This is a genomic window from Pseudomonas sp. B21-031, assembly GCF_024748985.1.
GTDB lineage: Bacteria > Pseudomonadota > Gammaproteobacteria > Pseudomonadales > Pseudomonadaceae > Aquipseudomonas > Aquipseudomonas kermanshahensis.
Window position 1 is genome coordinate 4066702 of sequence record NZ_CP087181.1, and the last position, 14147, is coordinate 4080848.

The following is a 14147-nucleotide window of genomic DNA, read 5'->3' on the forward strand; positions in this document are numbered from 1 at the left end:
GGCGCCGAAGCTAAGGTCCAGCGTGTCTGGCATGTGCATGGTTGTCTCCCTGTTCAACCCGCCAAGCCTCGGCACTTGTCCGGTGCAAGTCAAGCAAAGCCAAAGAAGCGATTGAAACAGTCTGCGACAAGGGCCGCGCCCTGCTCATCGTTCAGGTGCAGGTGATGCCCTCCAGGCAGCGTCACCTGTTCAAAGGGTAGCTGCTCCAGCAGCTCAGTGTGGCGCGCCAACATGCCGTCGGCGGCCACCACCAGGCAGGCCGGGCAACTTACCCGCCTGACAAAGGCCATGGCTTGCGCGTGGCTCAGGCGAACAGGGGACGGCAAGGTCAGGCGGCTGTCACTGCGCCAGCTGTGCCCCCCCGCTACCGGCATCAGCCCACGTTGGGCCAGCAGTTCGGCTGCCTCGCGGCTGACGGCGACCATGCCCTTCATGCGCGCCTGCACGCCCTGCTCCAACGCGGGGTAGACCGACTTGCGTTTGCCATCCAGGCGCAGCTGCGCCTGCAATGCCATGCCCAGGCGTTCACCGGCGTCCTGCTCGGCCCCGGTGGGCGGAATGACGCCATCGATCAGCGCCAGGTGGCTGACCCGCTCCGGCAAGGCGCCCGCCAGTTGCACCGAAATGATCGCCCCCAGTGAATGGCCCAGCAAGGCAAAGCGCTGCCAACCCAACTGCTCGGCCACCCGCAACACATCGTGGGCGTAGTCGGCCAGGGCATAACTGGCGCCAGGCGGGCGATGCTCCGAGTAACCATGGCCCGCCAGGTCAAGGGCGACGATGCGCAGCCCCTGCAGCCGCGGCGCCAGCCGGGCGAAGCTGTTGGCGTTGTCCAGCCAGCCGTGCAGGGCAATCACCGGCAGCCCATCCTCAGGGCCAAACAGGTGCGCAGCCAGTTCGATATGGCCCAGACTCAGGCGGATTTCCTCCATGTGCGCGCTCATTCATGGCTCCAGCGGTCGAACAGGCCCTTGATCAGGCTGGCGGTGTCGGTCGGGCGTTCCAGCGGGAACATGTGCCCGCCCGGCACGCTGTGGTACTCGCCTTTGGCCATGCCGCGCACGGCCAGCGTGTGGTGCCGGCGGATCACGTTGCTGCGCTCGCCGCGCACCATCGCCAGTGGTACCTGCAGTTGCCTGGCAGGCGCTGGGCTGGCGTGGGGGATGCTGCGGTAGATACTGATCTCGGTAGCCGGGTCGAAACGCAGGCGCAGCCCTTCTTGCGCGGGCTCCAGGCCGTGCTCCAGGTAGGCTTCCAGGCAGTCGGGGTCAAAGTGGCGGAACAAGCGTTTGCTGGCGAAATAGTCCCGTGCGCTGTCGCGATCGGCAAACGCCTCACGCCGCCCCAAGGTGCGGCCGGCCGGGGTGATGCGGTCGATAAAGCCAAAACGCTTGGCAGTGCGCAGCAGCCATTGATCGGCGCGAGTCAGCACCGGCGAGTCGAGCATCACCACCCCGCGGTAATACTCGGGGCAACGCAAGGCGGCATGCAGGTGCAGTACCCCGCCCAACGAATGGCCAACCCCCCAGACCGGCGCGTCCTGCTGCGCCAGGTGGTGCAGCAACTCATCGACCAGGTTCTGCCAGTTTTCATTCACCGGGAAGCGTGGGTCGTGGGCATGCTGGGGCAGGTGGCGAACGTGATAGTCCGGCGCCAGGGCAGCGAACAGCTTGCCGTAGGTGGCAGACGGGAAACCATTGGCGTGGGCAAAGAAGATGTGCTGCGACATGGCGCCGGGTCCGGACGGTGAAATGATGGCCCATTGTCGGCATCGCGGGGCCGCTCGGCAATGTCCGGAAAGGTCATCGGCGAGGGCTATCAGGTCATCGGGGGCGCACAAAACTGGCCAGCGAACGCTGCAGGCAGGCCCCCATATAGGCCAGCTGGCTCTCGAGCACTTCACGCGCCAGGCATTGGTCCTCATAGTCGAGCTGCAATCGGCGCAGCGCCAGGCAACTGGTCTGCAGCAAGCGGGACACCCGCAGGCAGGCCTCCTGCAGCTCGTGAAGGTCGTCTTTAGCACCGCCCACCTTGCCTATCAGGTGGTAAAGCTTGGCGTCGGCCGAGTCGCGCAACATGCTGTACTGGGCAAAGTCCAACACCACGCCTTCCTGCACTTTTTCTACTGTGGGTTGCAAGTCCAGCGAGCGCAACAGCGCTTGCATCTCCCCCTTCATCAACTGCTCCCTGCCTGGCCACTCATCTGATGTGGCGCCACGCTAGCAAGCGGTCGAGTGAAGCGGCAACTGGCAGAAATGCCAGTTGCCAAGAGGCATCAGGCTGGCGAACTGATTGCGCGCAAGGTCATCAGGCCTGCCAACGGCCACTCCCCTTCCAGCACCGCCAGGCTGGCGGTGCTCATGGGCGCGGGTTGCTGCACATGGCCATGCTCCAGGGCGCAGACCAAGGCCCCCACCAGCGGTTGGTGGCTGACCAATAGCACGTGCTCCAGGCCGAGCTTTTCGATTTCACCGATCACCTGCTGCACATTGCTGTCCGGCGTCAGCCAGGCCACGGTGCGCACTGGCTCGGGGAAATCCAAGGTGTCATGCACCAGCGCTGCCGTTTGCTGGGCACGGACATAAGGGCTGGCGATGATCGCCTGCAACGGCTGCCCAAGCAGGCGCGCGGCACTGTGCAGCACCTGCTCGCGGCCATGGCTGGTCAGGCGGCGTTCAGCGTCGCTGTTGGCCCGCGGCTCTGCCTCACCGTGGCGCAGCACCCACAGCTTCACAGCTTGGGCTCTTCGTCACGCACCGGGTGCGGCGCGGGAGCCACAGCATGGGGCGCCTCACCTTCCGGCGCGCGCGGGGCTGGCCAGTCGGCGAATGGCCAAGGCTTCTGGTCGCTGTGGAAGCTGCCGAAGCGGCCGATCTGCGCCAGGTACTGGCTGAGGCTATCGCCGAAGTTCATCAGGCTGGCGCTGGGGGCGCCGTAGACCAGGCGGTAGATCAGCTGTACCAGCACCAGGCCGCCCAACAGCAGCTCGGCCAATTGCCAGACCACCAGGAACACCAACATCCACAGCACCCGCAGGATGATCGACTCGCGCTGGGCGCGTTCGGGCGTATCGTTCATGTGTCGCTCCTTGTTCCGGTCGAAGCCGCTGACGGCTTAATTAAAACCACTGATGGAAATGAAATCGACGTCGGTCTTGGGCTCGGCGCGCATCAGGTGCTCGATCACCTGGTTCAAGGTACGGCCCTCGAACAGGATGGCGTGCAGGCCCGCCACCAGCGGCATGTACACCTGAACTTCCTGCGCCTTGGCCTTGAGCACCTTGAGGGTGTTCACCCCTTCGGCAACTTCGCCCAGCCGATTGACGGCCTGCTCCAGGCTCAGGCCTTGGCCCAAGGCGTGGCCGACTTGATAGTTGCGGCTCTTGGGCGAGGAACAGGTGACGATCAGGTCACCGACACCGGCCAGGCCCAGGAAGGTCATGGGGTTGGCACCCTGGCTCACGGCGAAGCGGGTCATCTCGGCCAGGGCACGGGTAATCAGCATGCTCTTGGTGTTCTCGCCCATGCCCAGGGCCACGGCCATGCCGGCAATAATGGCGTAGACGTTTTTCAGTGCCCCGCCCAGCTCGACCCCGAAGCGGTCGGCACTTGCGTAGACGCGGAAGGTACGCCCGTGCAATACCGCCTGCACCTGTTGGCAGAGTTGTTCGTCCTCGCTGGCGACCACGGTAGCGGTCAGCGCATGCTCGGCGATCTCGCGGGCCAGGTTTGGCCCCGACAGGACGCCGATGCGGGCTTGAGGTGCGATTTCTTCGATGATCTGGCTCATCAGCTTGAAGCTCTGCGCCTCGATGCCCTTGGTCAGGCTGACCAGGCCCTTGCCGCGCAACAACTCGGCATGGGGCGCCAGCACGCTGCGCAGGGCGCTCGACGGCAAGGCGACGAACACCAGGTCGCAGGCCTGCAAGGTGGCCAGCAGGTCGTTGACCGGCTCTACGCCGTCGTGCAGGCGAATGCCTTTGAGGTAGCGTGGGTTCTCGCGGTTGACACGCATGGCCTCGGCCTGCTCCGGGTCGCGCATCCATTGGCGCACCGGCACACCGTTTTCCGCCAGCAGGTTCGCCACGGCGGTGCCGAAGCTGCCGCCTCCCAGAACTGCAACAGGCTGCTGTTCAGTCATATCTAATCCGTTAAAGCCAAAAGTTAAGTGGCGACGCTGCATTATACGGTGCGTATTCGGCAGGGCCAGTGCCAGCGCCTACGAAAGGGCCGGCAAGGAAGCCCAGATCACTGGCAAAAGCCCTGCGGTCGGTTAACATGCCTGTTTCATCCCTGAAACAAGGTCGTACCGTGTTCCCAGGCACGCCTCCTTACCCACGTCTTCTGCTTCTGACTGCCCTGCTCGGCGGCCCGGCCATGGCCGACGATCTGTTCATCGACAACACCGACCTGCCGCAGGTTCTGACCGCTACCCGGCTCAAACAATCCCCGGCGGCGGTCCCTGGCAGCATGACCGTGCTCGACAGTGAGCTGATCCGCGCCAGCGGCGCCCGCGATATCCCCGAACTGCTGCGCCTGGTGCCGGGCATGATGATCGGCTATGGCGCCGGCAACCAGCCGACGGTCAACTACCATGGCAGCAACGTCAACGATGCGCGGCGCATGCAGGTGCTGATCGATGGCCGCTCGGTGTACCGCGCGGGCCTGGCGACGGTGGACTGGAGCGACATCCCCCTGGCCCTGGAAGACATCGAGCGCATCGAGGTGTTCCGCGGCCCCAACACCGTCAGCTATGGCGCCAACGCCTTGATGGCCGTGGTCAACATCCTCACCCGCAACCCGGCGGACAGCCATGGCACGCGCCTCAAGGTGACCCGCGGCGAGGATGGCATCAACGACTTCTACGCCAGCCATGGTTTTGGCTGGGACGGCGGCGACATGCGCCTGTCGGTGTCCGGCCAGCAAGACGATGGCTTCGATCAGGACCAGTACGGCCAGGACTACCGTGACAGCCGCCGCCTCACCCGCGTCAACCTCAGCGCCAGCCACACCCTGGCCCCCGACCAGACCCTGGAATGGCAACTGGCGGCCAAGGAAGGCAGCAACCAGCGCCCCTATACCTACCAGCCGGTGTTCCCCTACGTCACCGAGCGCGGCGACAACACCGACGCCAACGCCAAGGATTACGCGGGTTCGGTACGCTGGAACATCGACTTCAACCCCGAGCACAGCCTGTACGTGCAGGGTTCGGCCCAGCACTTCGACCGCCAGCAAGTCTGGCGCGCCTGCGATGCGGCGCTGTCGTTCAGCCCAGAGCTGACCCGCCTGTGGCAGTTGAACCCGAACTTTGCCGAGCTGGTGGCGCGCGGCGCAAACGATCCACCGCGCAGCAGCAACCCCGAAGAACAGGCACTGGTCGATGCCATCAAGGACCAGTGGAACAACCAGGGTGGCCGCGATGTGGTCTGCGGCGATGTCGACCAGAGCACCCGCGAAACCCGCTACGACCTGGAAATCCAGGACACCCTGAGCCTGACCGACAGCCTGCGCCTGCTCAGCGGCATGAACTACCGCTATGATCGTGCCGACTCGCAGACGTACTTCAATGGCAGCCTCGTCGACCAGACCTGGCGCCTGTTCGGCCAACTGGAATGGCGCGCCGATGAACACTGGATCATCCAGGGCGGGGCGATGTTCGAAGACGCGCGCCTGTCTGGCAGTTCGCTGACCCCACGGGTGGCGGTCAACTACCTGATCACCCCGCGCCATGGCCTGCGTGCGGTCTATTCCGAAGCGGTTCGCTCCCCCGACATGTTCGAGAACAACGTCAACTGGAGCTACACGGTCAAAAACCTCAACCCCAGTGCGTTTGGCCAGCCGCACGGTGAGTATTTCGTCAAGACCCGCGGCCCGGGCGACCTCGAGCAAGAGCGCATGCGCTCGCGCGAGCTGGGCTACAACGGCTATTTCAGCGACATCGACCTGAGCATGGATGTGAAGCTGTTCTACGACGAGATCACCGGAATGATCAGCGAGCCTTTGAAGAACAACCAGTACATCGCCAGCAACAGCAACAAGGCGCGCTTCACCGGCAGCGAGGCGCAACTGGACTGGCGCCCCACCCTGCGTGACCGCCTGCGCGTGACCTACGCCTACGTTGACGCCTGGGCCAGCAACCCCGACGACCGCCGCCTCAGCGCCCGCAACAGCGGCTCGGCGGGCTGGATGCGCGAGTGGGGCGACGGCTGGTCGAGTGCGCTGTTCTATTACGGTGACGATGCCCTCAACCAGTACCGCTACGAGCGCCTGGACCTGCGCCTGGCCAAGCGCTTCCGGGTACAGGGCAGCAACCTTGAGCTGGCGGCGCTGTGGCAACAACGCCTGGACGATGAGCCCACTACTGCGCTGCAAAACCGCTACGACAGCCGCCACCGCCTGAGTGTCAGCGCGGAGCTGGAGTTCTGATGGCCCGCCTGCTGCGCGTGCTGCTGCTTTGCCTGTGGCCCCTGGGGCCGCTGTCCGCCGGTGAAATCTTGCTGGTCGGTGGCGAGGATCAGCCCGGCATTCGCAGCTTCGTCGCAGCATTCGAAAGCCATCGCCCGCATGACCGGGTGCGTTTCCAGACCACTGCCGACCTGCCCCGCCCTGGCCAGCTCAAGGGCGATCAACGCCTGGTGCTGCTAGACAGTGCGGCGCTGAACTGGCGCTTGAGTGAAAACGCCGGGCCGCCAGCATTGGCCATGCGGGTCAGCCGGGTACAGGCTGAACAGCGCCTGGGAAAGTCGCGCCCCCCTTTCCTCACCCTGCTGTGGAGCGACCCGCCCCTGGCCCGGCAACTGCGCCTGGCGCGCTACCTGCTGCCACAGGCGCAACGCATCGGTGTGCTTTACGGTAGGCAAAGTGCCTTTTTGCTTGATGAACTGCGCCATGCCGCCCGCCCGCTGGGCCTGGAGATCATTGCCCAGGACTGGCCCGACCAACGTGACAGCCGGCCCCTGCAACAGCTGTTAGGCAACAGCGATGTACTGCTGGGCCTCGACGACCCCGCGCTGTACAACCCCAAGACAGCGAAAAACCTGCTGCTCAGCAGCTACGGCCGGCAAATGGCGTTGATTGGCCCAAATGCCGGCTTCGTTCGCGCAGGCGCCCTGGCCAGCACCTACAGCGACCAGGACGACTGGCTGGCCGTGCTCGACCAATTGCTCGACCAGCCACCCGCGCGCTGGCCGCGAAGCCTTTACCCGGCGCGCTACGGCGTCAGTGGCAACCAGCAGGTGGCACGCGCCCTGGGCCTTGAACCGATCGACCCGAACGCCGCTGCCAAGGCCCTGGCCGAAGGAGAATCCACCCCATGAGCAGACGCCTGAGCTGGGACATCCACACCCGCACCCAGATCATCAGCCTTGGCCCGGCCCTGCTGCTGACCTTGCTGCTGATCAGCTTCTTTACCTTCGTGCGTATCCAGGACTTGCGCCAGGAACTCAACCACACCGGCCAACTGATCGCCAACCAACTCGCGCCCGCCTCCGAATACGGGGTGATCTCGGGCAACAACGAGGTGCTCGAAGGGCTGATGCGCGCCACCCTAAGCATTCCGCACGTGCGCTTCCTCGAGGTGCAGGACAGCCGCAACCACATCCTGGTCTACGTCGAGCAGTCCGACGAAAGCGCCAACCGGGCGCAGCAGGTGGAAGTGTTCCAGGCGCCGATCCGCCTTCAGCAAATTCGCCTGGACACCGACTTCCTACAGCCCGGCAACACCTCCACGCCAGCCATCGGCGACGACTACCTGGGGCGGGTGATCGTCGGCATGTCCGATGACGCCTTCAGCCAGCGCCAGCAGGAAATCGTCATCAAGGCGGGCATCCTGGCCCTGTTCGCCCTGCTGTTCACCTTCCTGCTGGCCCGCCGCCTGGCCATGAGCCTGGCCAAGCCGATCAGCGACATGGGCCACGCGGTCAAGGCCATTCAACAAGGCGAGTACAACACGCCGCTGCCCGTGGTGGATGACAGTGAACTGGGCCATCTGGCGCACCACATCAACAACCTGGCCAATGCCCTGGAGCAAGCCAGTGACGAGCAGAAGCGCGCCATCGCCCAGTTGACCCAGGCGCGCGAGGAAGCTGAACAGGCCAACCGGGCCAAGTCGGACTTCCTGGCGATGATGAGCCATGAGCTGCGCACCCCCATGAATGGCGTGCTAGGTATGCTGCAATTGCTCGAAACCACGCCCCTGACCAGCGAGCAGGCCGAGTACACCGCCGTTGCCAGCGAGTCCACCGGGCACCTGCTCAAGGTCATCAACGACATTCTCGACTTCTCGCGCATCGAACGCACCGCACTGGAGCTGGAGCGCATCGACTTCAACCTCGGCGAGCTGATCGCCAGCAGTGTCCAGTCGTTCCAGCACAGTGCCCAGCAACGTGGCCTTGGCCTGCACCTGAACATGCCGACGGGCATCGAGCACCTGAACGTGAACGGCGACCCCACGCGTATTCGGCAGATTCTGCTGAACCTTGTCGGCAATGCCCTGAAATTCACCGAGCAGGGCCAGGTGCAGGTCGAAGCGCGCTGCCAGGTGCTGGACCGTCAACTGCTGTGGTTCACCTGCAGCGTGCGCGACACCGGTATCGGCATCGACAGCGACCGCCTGGAAATGATGTTCGTCGCCTTCCAGCAGGCCGACAGCTCGATTTCCCGGCGCTATGGCGGCACTGGCCTGGGCCTGTCGATCGCACGTACGCTGGCCGAGCGCATGGGCGGCAAGCTGCGCGGTGAGAGCCGCGAAGGCCTGGGCTCGACCTTCACCCTGGAAATGCCCTTGGCCCTGGCCGCACCGGCCCAGGCGCCACTGCCCGGGGCGGTGCGTGAACAGCGCCCGCTTACCGGCAGCGAGCGGGTACTGCTGGTGGAGGACAACCCGGTCAACCAGAACGTCATCGAAGCCATGCTGCGCAGCCTGGGGCTTGAGGTGAGCGTGGCGGCAGACGGTATCCAGGCGGTCGAGCAGGTCAGCCAGCAACCGTTCGCCGCCATTCTGATGGACTGCCGGTTGCCGAACCTGGATGGCTATGAAGCCACCCAGCGCATCCGCCTGCTGCCAAACGGCATCCACGTGCCGATCATCGCCTTGACCGCTAACGCCTTGCAGGGCGACCGTGAGCGTTGCATGGCCGCAGGCATGGACGACTACCTGAGCAAACCCTTGCGCCGCACCGAGCTGCAGCGGGCGCTGCAACGCTGGTTACCCGGTCAGACAACCGCGACTGGCGATAAATGCTAAAGTGCGGCAGTCTTAAGGACTGGACAGGACGTTCTTCGGACCTGAAAATAGACGTTTCAGTGAACACCTGTACTTCTTTCGCCAGGTGCACTGTGACTTTCACCACAACGCAATAGTCTACCTGTAGGCTGCCGCCCCGGAGTCATCGCTTTTCGGGCCGGCCGGGAAGATTCATCCCCTGCCGCAGGGGGTTATTGAGGAGCTCGCATGACCAAACAACACGCCTTTACTCGGGAAGACCTGCTGCGCTGCAGTCGCGGTGAGCTGTTCGGCCCAGGTAATGCGCAACTGCCCGCGCCGAACATGCTGATGGTCGATCGCATCACCCATATCAGCGAAGAAGGCGGCAAGTACGGCAAAGGTGAATTGGTCGCCGAGCTGGATATCAATCCGGACCTGTGGTTCTTCGCCTGCCACTTCGAAGGCGACCCGGTGATGCCGGGCTGCCTGGGCCTTGACGCCATGTGGCAGCTGGTCGGTTTCTTCCTCGGCTGGCAAGGCCTGCCGGGCCGCGGCCGTGCGCTGGGTTCGGGTGAAGTGAAGTTCTTCGGCCAGGTATTGCCTACCGCCAAGAAAGTCACTTACAACATTCATATCAAGCGCGTCCTGAAGGGCAAGCTGAACATGGCCATCGCCGATGGCTCGGTCAGCGTCGACGGCCGCGAGATCTACACCGCCGAAGCCCTGCGGGTCGGCGTGTTCACCTCCACTGACAATTTCTAAGGGTTATTCGCATGCGCCGCGTCGTTATCACTGGTCTGGGCATCGTATCGTGCCTGGGCAATGACAAAGAGACCGTCACCGAAAACCTGCGTAACAGCCGTCCGGGTATCCGTTTCAACCCGGAATACAAGGAAATGGGGCTGCGCAGCCAGGTTTCCGGGTCGATCGACCTCAACCTCGAAGAACTGATCGACCGCAAGGTCTACCGCTTCGTCGGCCACGCCGCGGCCTACGCCTACCTGGCGATGCAGGACGCGATCAAGGACGCCGGCCTGACTGAAGAGCAGGTTTCCAACCCGCGTACCGGCCTGGTTGCCGGCTCCGGCGGCGCCTCGACCCTGAACCAGATGGAAGCGCTGGACACCCTGCGCGAGAAAGGCGTCAAGCGCGTCGGCCCCTACCGTGTTACCCGCACCATGGGCAGCACCGTTTCGGCTTGCCTGGCCACGCCGTTCAAGATCAAGGGCTTGAACTACTCGATCTCCTCCGCCTGCGCCACCAGTGCACACTGCATCGGCACCGCGCTGGAGCAAATCCAGTGGGGCAAGCAAGACATCGTCTTCGCCGGTGGTGGTGAAGAAGAGCATTGGAGCCAGTCGTTCCTGTTCGATGCCATGGGCGCCCTGTCGACCAAGCGCAACGAAACCCCGGAACTGGCCTCGCGCGCCTACGACAACGACCGTGATGGCTTCGTCATCGCGGGCGGTGGCGGCATGGTAGTAGTCGAGGAGCTGGAGCACGCTCTGGCCCGTGGCGCCAAGATCTACGCCGAAATCGTCGGCTACGGCGCGACCTCCGACGGCTACGACATGGTTGCCCCAAGCGGCGAAGGCGCCATCCGCTGCATGCAGCAGGCGCTGTCCACCGTCGACACCCCGATCGACTACCTGAACACCCACGGCACCTCGACCCCGGTCGGTGACGTTGCCGAGATCAAAGGTGTTCGCGCCGTGTTCGGCGACAAGGCGCCGAAGATCAGCTCGACCAAGAGCCTGTCGGGCCACTCGCTGGGCGCCGCAGGCGTGCACGAGGCGATCTACTGCCTGCTGATGATGGAAAACAATTTCATCGCCGGTTCCGCCAACATTGACGAGCTGGACCCGGAGGTCGCTGACCTGCCGATCCTGCGTCAAACCGAAGAAAACGCCAAGATCGATACGGTCATGAGCAACAGCTTCGGCTTCGGCGGCACCAACGCTACCCTGGTGCTCAAGCGCTGGGAAGGCAAGTAAGGCCTTGATGCGGTAATGAAACGCCCCGACTGGTTCGGGGCGTTTTCTTTTGTGTTACCTAGCCTTGGGCAACACAGCCAGAAAATTATCCTTGGCCACCTTGTGCGCCACCGCCTCCGGCAACGCATCCAGAAACGGCTTGAACCCGTGCATCTGCTCGCCAAGGCTCCCAAACTTGCCCACCACATCCGACCCGAGCATGAACCGCTCCGGGTAACGTTCTACCAACGCCACCCAAGCCTTGCGCGGCACACCCTTGTCATCCAGCAGATAAGGCTCCAGCACGCTCCACGACAGGTCGACATACAGGTTCGGGTAATCCTCTAGCAAGCGCGTCAGCACCGGCAGCAGAAAGTCCATCTGCGACTGATGCCGATGAATTTCCATGCTGCTGCCAGCATGCGCCCAGATGAAACGCGTGTGCGGGTGATTGCGCAGCGGCTCTTCGATTTCGGCCAGGTACAGCGGGTTGCGCTCACGCTTGGAGGTGATGTTGGAGTGCAGCAGCACTGGCAAGTCCCGTTCGGCCGCCAGGTGATAGATGCGGGTCATGGCCTCGTTGTTGGCGCGCGGCGTGTCACCGCTGGTCAACGCCGTCAGGTCGTCGTGGCGGGTGAACACCTCGCCAATGCCCTGCCAGAGCCCAGGGTAGAGATCGAGCATGCGCTCGATATGGCTGACCGCGTTCTTGTCCACCGGGTTGAAGCCGGTCAAAAACGGATGAAAGCGCTTGCGCTGCGCTGCGGGCAGTTCTTGCACCGCTGCCGCCACGTAGGTATCGGTCGCGCTGTACCAATAGGCATCGGCGTCGTCCCCGGCGTAGTAGCGCGGGCGCTTGGGTTCGTCCTCGTGCCATTTCTTGGCCACCGGAATACCAGAAATCATCGACTGCTCGATGCCGGCTTCATCCATGGCCTTGATCAACGCCGGCATGCCTTCCGTCTCCTGGAAAAAGTCGACGTAGTGCAGGTGGGCGTCACTGTAGCGGTAATCACGCGCCTGCGCCGACAGGCACACCCCTGCGCACAACAACGCGCCAGCCAGCAATCTGGCGATCATAGGCAGCTTCCTTCTCCTGGTTCGAACAGGGTAGACCGACCGCCAAGCGCAGCAGTTCAGCCCTGCCCGGCAAACCGCTATGCTTGGAGCACTTGCAACCTGCCTGGAGCCCCTCATGAGCAGCCCCCTGGTCATCCGCCCACGTGCCGAGTCGGTCGAGGGCCAGCCGATTTTGCGCCCGCTGCCCTCGGCCCAATGCCGCAGCGTCGGCCCGTTCGTGTTCTTCGACCATATGCTCGAAACGGACTACGCCCCAGGCCATGGCATGGACATCCGCCAGCACCCGCATATCGGCCTGTCGACGCTGACGTACCTGTTCGAAGGCGAGATCCTGCATAAGGACAGCCTCGGCTCCGAACAGCACGTGAAGCCGGGCGATGTCAGCTGGATGACGGCAGGCAGTGGCGTGGCGCATGTCGAGCGCACCCCTGCCGGTGCACGTGCCCACGGCTCGCGCCTGCATGGCCTGCAAGTGTGGTTGGCGTCACCCCGCGCGCTGGAGCAAGGCACGCCCCATTACAGCCACCACCCAGCGCCTAGCCTGCCGGTGAGCGATAGCCTTGGTGTGCGCATCTGCATGATTGCGGGCAGTGGCTTCTGCCTGGAATCGCCAGTACCCGTGCTCTCCCCTACCCTTTACGCGCATGTGCAGATGCAGCCCGCCACCACATTGCAGGTGCCTGATGAGCCAGTGCAAAGGGCGCTTTACCTGCTGGATGGCGAGCTGATGCTCAATGATGAGGAGGTTGAGCCTTGCAGCCTGGTGGTGCTGCCCGAGGGTGAGCAGATCACATTGTATGCAGAGGGTGAATGCCAGCTGGTGTTGATCGGCGGCGAGCCTCTGGATGGGCCGCGGCGGATGAACTGGAATTTCGTGGCGAGCGATCCGGCCTTGATCGAGCAGGCCAGGGTGAGGTGGGCTGCGGGGGATTGGCCTACGGTACCGGGGGAGACCTCGCGTATCGAGCTACCCAGATAAATGGGGGGGCCGCTTTGCGGCCCAATCGCTGGCAAGCCAGCGCCCACAGCTGCGGCGCTAGACTTGGAGGCTACACAGTTCGGGTGGGAGCCGGCTTGCCGGCGAAAGGGCCGCGCAGCGGCCCCCATGCACTGTCAGCGCTGGAACACTTCAGTCAGCAGATTGTGCATCGAGCGGAACGCCCGCTCCGCTGTCTTGCGGTCGTACTGCATCTTGCCCGGTACATTAGCATTTGGGTCAGTGAACGAGTGCACCGCGCCACCGTAGCTCAGCAGCTGCCAATCGACCTTGGCCGCGTTCATCTCCTCCTCGAACGCTGGCAGCTGCTCCTTCGGCACCAGCGGGTCCGCTGCGCCGTGCAACACCAGCACCGAGCCCTTGATACGCTTGGCATCTTCAGGGTTCGGGGTGTCCAGCGTGCCATGGAACGACACCGCCGCCTTCAGGTCGGCGCCCGTACGCGCCAGCTCCAACGCACAGCAACCGCCGAAGCAGAAGCCGAAGGTGGCCACCTTGCCAGGCTCCAGCAATGCCTTCGACTGCGCCAGCAACTGCGACAGCGCTTCATTCATGCGCTTGCGCAGTTCGGCGCGGTCGTTCTTCAGTGGCATCATCGCCGCACCTGCCTCGTCGGCATTGGACGGCCGCACCGACTGCCCATAGAGGTCGGCAATCAGCACCACATAGCCCTTTTCGGCCACTTCCTTGGCAATGCGCTCGGCACCTTCGCCAATACCCATCCAGTTCGGCGCCATCACCAGGCCAGGCTTAGGCAGCGCACCGGGCTCATGGACCAGACGGCTTTCATACGTTTTGCCGGACAGGTGATAAACCAGCGATTCGACGATTACCTTGCTCATCAAGCACTCCTTAAGGCTTCACCATGAAAAAAGCCCGCCGAAGCGGGCTTT

At 63.8% G+C, this 14147-nt stretch carries 14 protein-coding genes; 6 read left to right on the plus strand and 8 right to left on the minus strand.

What is annotated here, in order from left to right; translation table 11 throughout:
* Nucleotides 1-89: 89 nt before the first annotated feature.
* The 6 genes from LOY53_RS18095 to LOY53_RS18120 form a co-directional block, all read right to left on the minus strand.
* The gene (locus tag LOY53_RS18095; RefSeq protein WP_252825180.1) at nucleotides 90-944 is read right to left on the minus strand and encodes an alpha/beta hydrolase; all 855 of its coding nucleotides are present in this window, start codon (nucleotides 942-944) and stop codon (nucleotides 90-92) included.
* A complete protein-coding gene (locus LOY53_RS18100; protein ID WP_099454823.1) occupies nucleotides 941-1729 on the minus strand; it encodes an alpha/beta fold hydrolase in 789 nt (262 codons plus the stop codon). Before LOY53_RS18100 ends, LOY53_RS18095 begins: the two co-directional genes overlap by 4 nt.
* Nucleotides 1730-1823: 94 nt before the next feature.
* Nucleotides 1824-2177: a hypothetical protein gene (locus LOY53_RS18105; RefSeq protein ID WP_258703103.1), complete on the minus strand. Its 354-nt coding sequence runs from the start codon at nucleotides 2175-2177 to the stop codon at nucleotides 1824-1826.
* Between the two features lie 98 nt (nucleotides 2178-2275).
* Nucleotides 2276-2734: a phosphohistidine phosphatase SixA gene (gene sixA, locus LOY53_RS18110; protein ID WP_252825182.1), complete on the minus strand. Its 459-nt coding sequence runs from the start codon at nucleotides 2732-2734 to the stop codon at nucleotides 2276-2278.
* Nucleotides 2731-3078, minus strand: a complete 348-nt coding sequence (locus LOY53_RS18115; RefSeq protein WP_027592856.1) for a DUF4389 domain-containing protein — start codon at nucleotides 3076-3078, stop codon at nucleotides 2731-2733. The genes sixA and LOY53_RS18115 overlap by 4 nt, the downstream gene beginning before the upstream one ends.
* Before the next feature lie 36 nt (nucleotides 3079-3114).
* Nucleotides 3115-4140, minus strand: a complete 1026-nt coding sequence (locus tag LOY53_RS18120) for an NAD(P)H-dependent glycerol-3-phosphate dehydrogenase (protein ID WP_027592857.1) — start codon at nucleotides 4138-4140, stop codon at nucleotides 3115-3117.
* 137 nt (nucleotides 4141-4277) lie between these two features.
* Between LOY53_RS18120 and LOY53_RS18125 the strand changes: the two genes are divergently transcribed.
* The 5 genes from LOY53_RS18125 to fabB all read left to right on the plus strand — a co-directional run bounded on the left by LOY53_RS18125 (nucleotide 4278) and on the right by fabB (nucleotide 11198).
* Entirely contained in the window at nucleotides 4278-6425 is a 2148-nt protein-coding gene (locus tag LOY53_RS18125) for a TonB-dependent siderophore receptor (protein WP_252825183.1), read from the plus strand.
* On the plus strand, nucleotides 6425-7315 hold the full coding sequence (locus tag LOY53_RS18130) for an ABC transporter substrate-binding protein (protein WP_252825184.1): 891 nt from the start codon (nucleotides 6425-6427) through the stop codon (nucleotides 7313-7315). Before LOY53_RS18125 ends, LOY53_RS18130 begins: the two co-directional genes overlap by 1 nt.
* Nucleotides 7312-9243 (plus strand): ATP-binding protein, encoded by a 1932-nt coding sequence (locus LOY53_RS18135; protein WP_027592860.1) that lies wholly within the window; start codon nucleotides 7312-7314, stop codon nucleotides 9241-9243. The genes LOY53_RS18130 and LOY53_RS18135 overlap by 4 nt, the downstream gene beginning before the upstream one ends.
* 207 nt (nucleotides 9244-9450) lie before the next feature.
* Nucleotides 9451-9966 carry a 3-hydroxyacyl-[acyl-carrier-protein] dehydratase FabA gene (gene fabA / locus LOY53_RS18140; RefSeq protein ID WP_027592861.1) on the plus strand — a complete coding sequence of 172 codons (516 nt, stop codon included), beginning with the start codon at nucleotides 9451-9453 and terminating at the stop codon, nucleotides 9964-9966.
* Between the two features lie 11 nt (nucleotides 9967-9977).
* Nucleotides 9978-11198: a beta-ketoacyl-ACP synthase I gene (gene fabB, locus LOY53_RS18145; RefSeq protein ID WP_027592862.1), complete on the plus strand. Its 1221-nt coding sequence runs from the start codon at nucleotides 9978-9980 to the stop codon at nucleotides 11196-11198.
* Nucleotides 11199-11252: 54 nt separating this feature from the next.
* On the opposite strand, the gene LOY53_RS18150 is transcribed toward fabB, so the two are convergent.
* Nucleotides 11253-12257: an amidohydrolase family protein gene (locus LOY53_RS18150; RefSeq protein WP_252825186.1), complete on the minus strand. Its 1005-nt coding sequence runs from the start codon at nucleotides 12255-12257 to the stop codon at nucleotides 11253-11255.
* A 115-nt stretch (nucleotides 12258-12372) separates the two neighbouring features.
* Here LOY53_RS18150 and LOY53_RS18155 point away from each other — a divergent pair, with 115 nt between their 5' ends.
* On the plus strand, nucleotides 12373-13236 hold the full coding sequence (locus tag LOY53_RS18155; protein WP_252825187.1) for a pirin family protein: 864 nt from the start codon (nucleotides 12373-12375) through the stop codon (nucleotides 13234-13236).
* A gap of 134 nt (nucleotides 13237-13370) precedes the next feature.
* Here the strand turns inward: LOY53_RS18155 and LOY53_RS18160 are convergent, their stop codons facing one another.
* Complete coding sequence (locus LOY53_RS18160; protein ID WP_252825188.1) at nucleotides 13371-14096, minus strand: dienelactone hydrolase family protein; 726 nt, start codon at nucleotides 14094-14096, stop codon at nucleotides 13371-13373.
* Nucleotides 14097-14147: the final 51 nt, after the last annotated feature.

What these genes read in the sequence shown, in the direction of transcription:
- LOY53_RS18095 (WP_252825180.1), bottom strand. Translation starts at nt 944, where the DNA reads ATGAGCGCGCACATGGAGGAAATCCGCCTGAGTCTGGGCCATATCGAA.
- LOY53_RS18100 (WP_099454823.1), bottom strand. Translation starts at nt 1,729, where the DNA reads ATGTCGCAGCACATCTTCTTTGCCCACGCCAATGGTTTCCCGTCTGCC.
- LOY53_RS18105 (WP_258703103.1), bottom strand. Translation starts at nt 2,177, where the DNA reads ATGAAGGGGGAGATGCAAGCGCTGTTGCGCTCGCTGGACTTGCAACCC.
- LOY53_RS18115 (WP_027592856.1), bottom strand. Translation starts at nt 3,078, where the DNA reads ATGAACGATACGCCCGAACGCGCCCAGCGCGAGTCGATCATCCTGCGG.
- LOY53_RS18120 (WP_027592857.1), bottom strand. Translation starts at nt 4,140, where the DNA reads ATGACTGAACAGCAGCCTGTTGCAGTTCTGGGAGGCGGCAGCTTCGGC.
- LOY53_RS18125 (WP_252825183.1), top strand. Translation starts at nt 4,278, where the DNA reads ATGCCTGTTTCATCCCTGAAACAAGGTCGTACCGTGTTCCCAGGCACG.
- LOY53_RS18130 (WP_252825184.1), top strand. Translation starts at nt 6,425, where the DNA reads ATGGCCCGCCTGCTGCGCGTGCTGCTGCTTTGCCTGTGGCCCCTGGGG.
- LOY53_RS18135 (WP_027592860.1), top strand. Translation starts at nt 7,312, where the DNA reads ATGAGCAGACGCCTGAGCTGGGACATCCACACCCGCACCCAGATCATC.
- fabA (WP_027592861.1), top strand. Translation starts at nt 9,451, where the DNA reads ATGACCAAACAACACGCCTTTACTCGGGAAGACCTGCTGCGCTGCAGT.
- fabB (WP_027592862.1), top strand. Translation starts at nt 9,978, where the DNA reads ATGCGCCGCGTCGTTATCACTGGTCTGGGCATCGTATCGTGCCTGGGC.
- LOY53_RS18150 (WP_252825186.1), bottom strand. Translation starts at nt 12,257, where the DNA reads ATGATCGCCAGATTGCTGGCTGGCGCGTTGTTGTGCGCAGGGGTGTGC.
- LOY53_RS18155 (WP_252825187.1), top strand. Translation starts at nt 12,373, where the DNA reads ATGAGCAGCCCCCTGGTCATCCGCCCACGTGCCGAGTCGGTCGAGGGC.
- LOY53_RS18160 (WP_252825188.1), bottom strand. Translation starts at nt 14,096, where the DNA reads ATGAGCAAGGTAATCGTCGAATCGCTGGTTTATCACCTGTCCGGCAAA.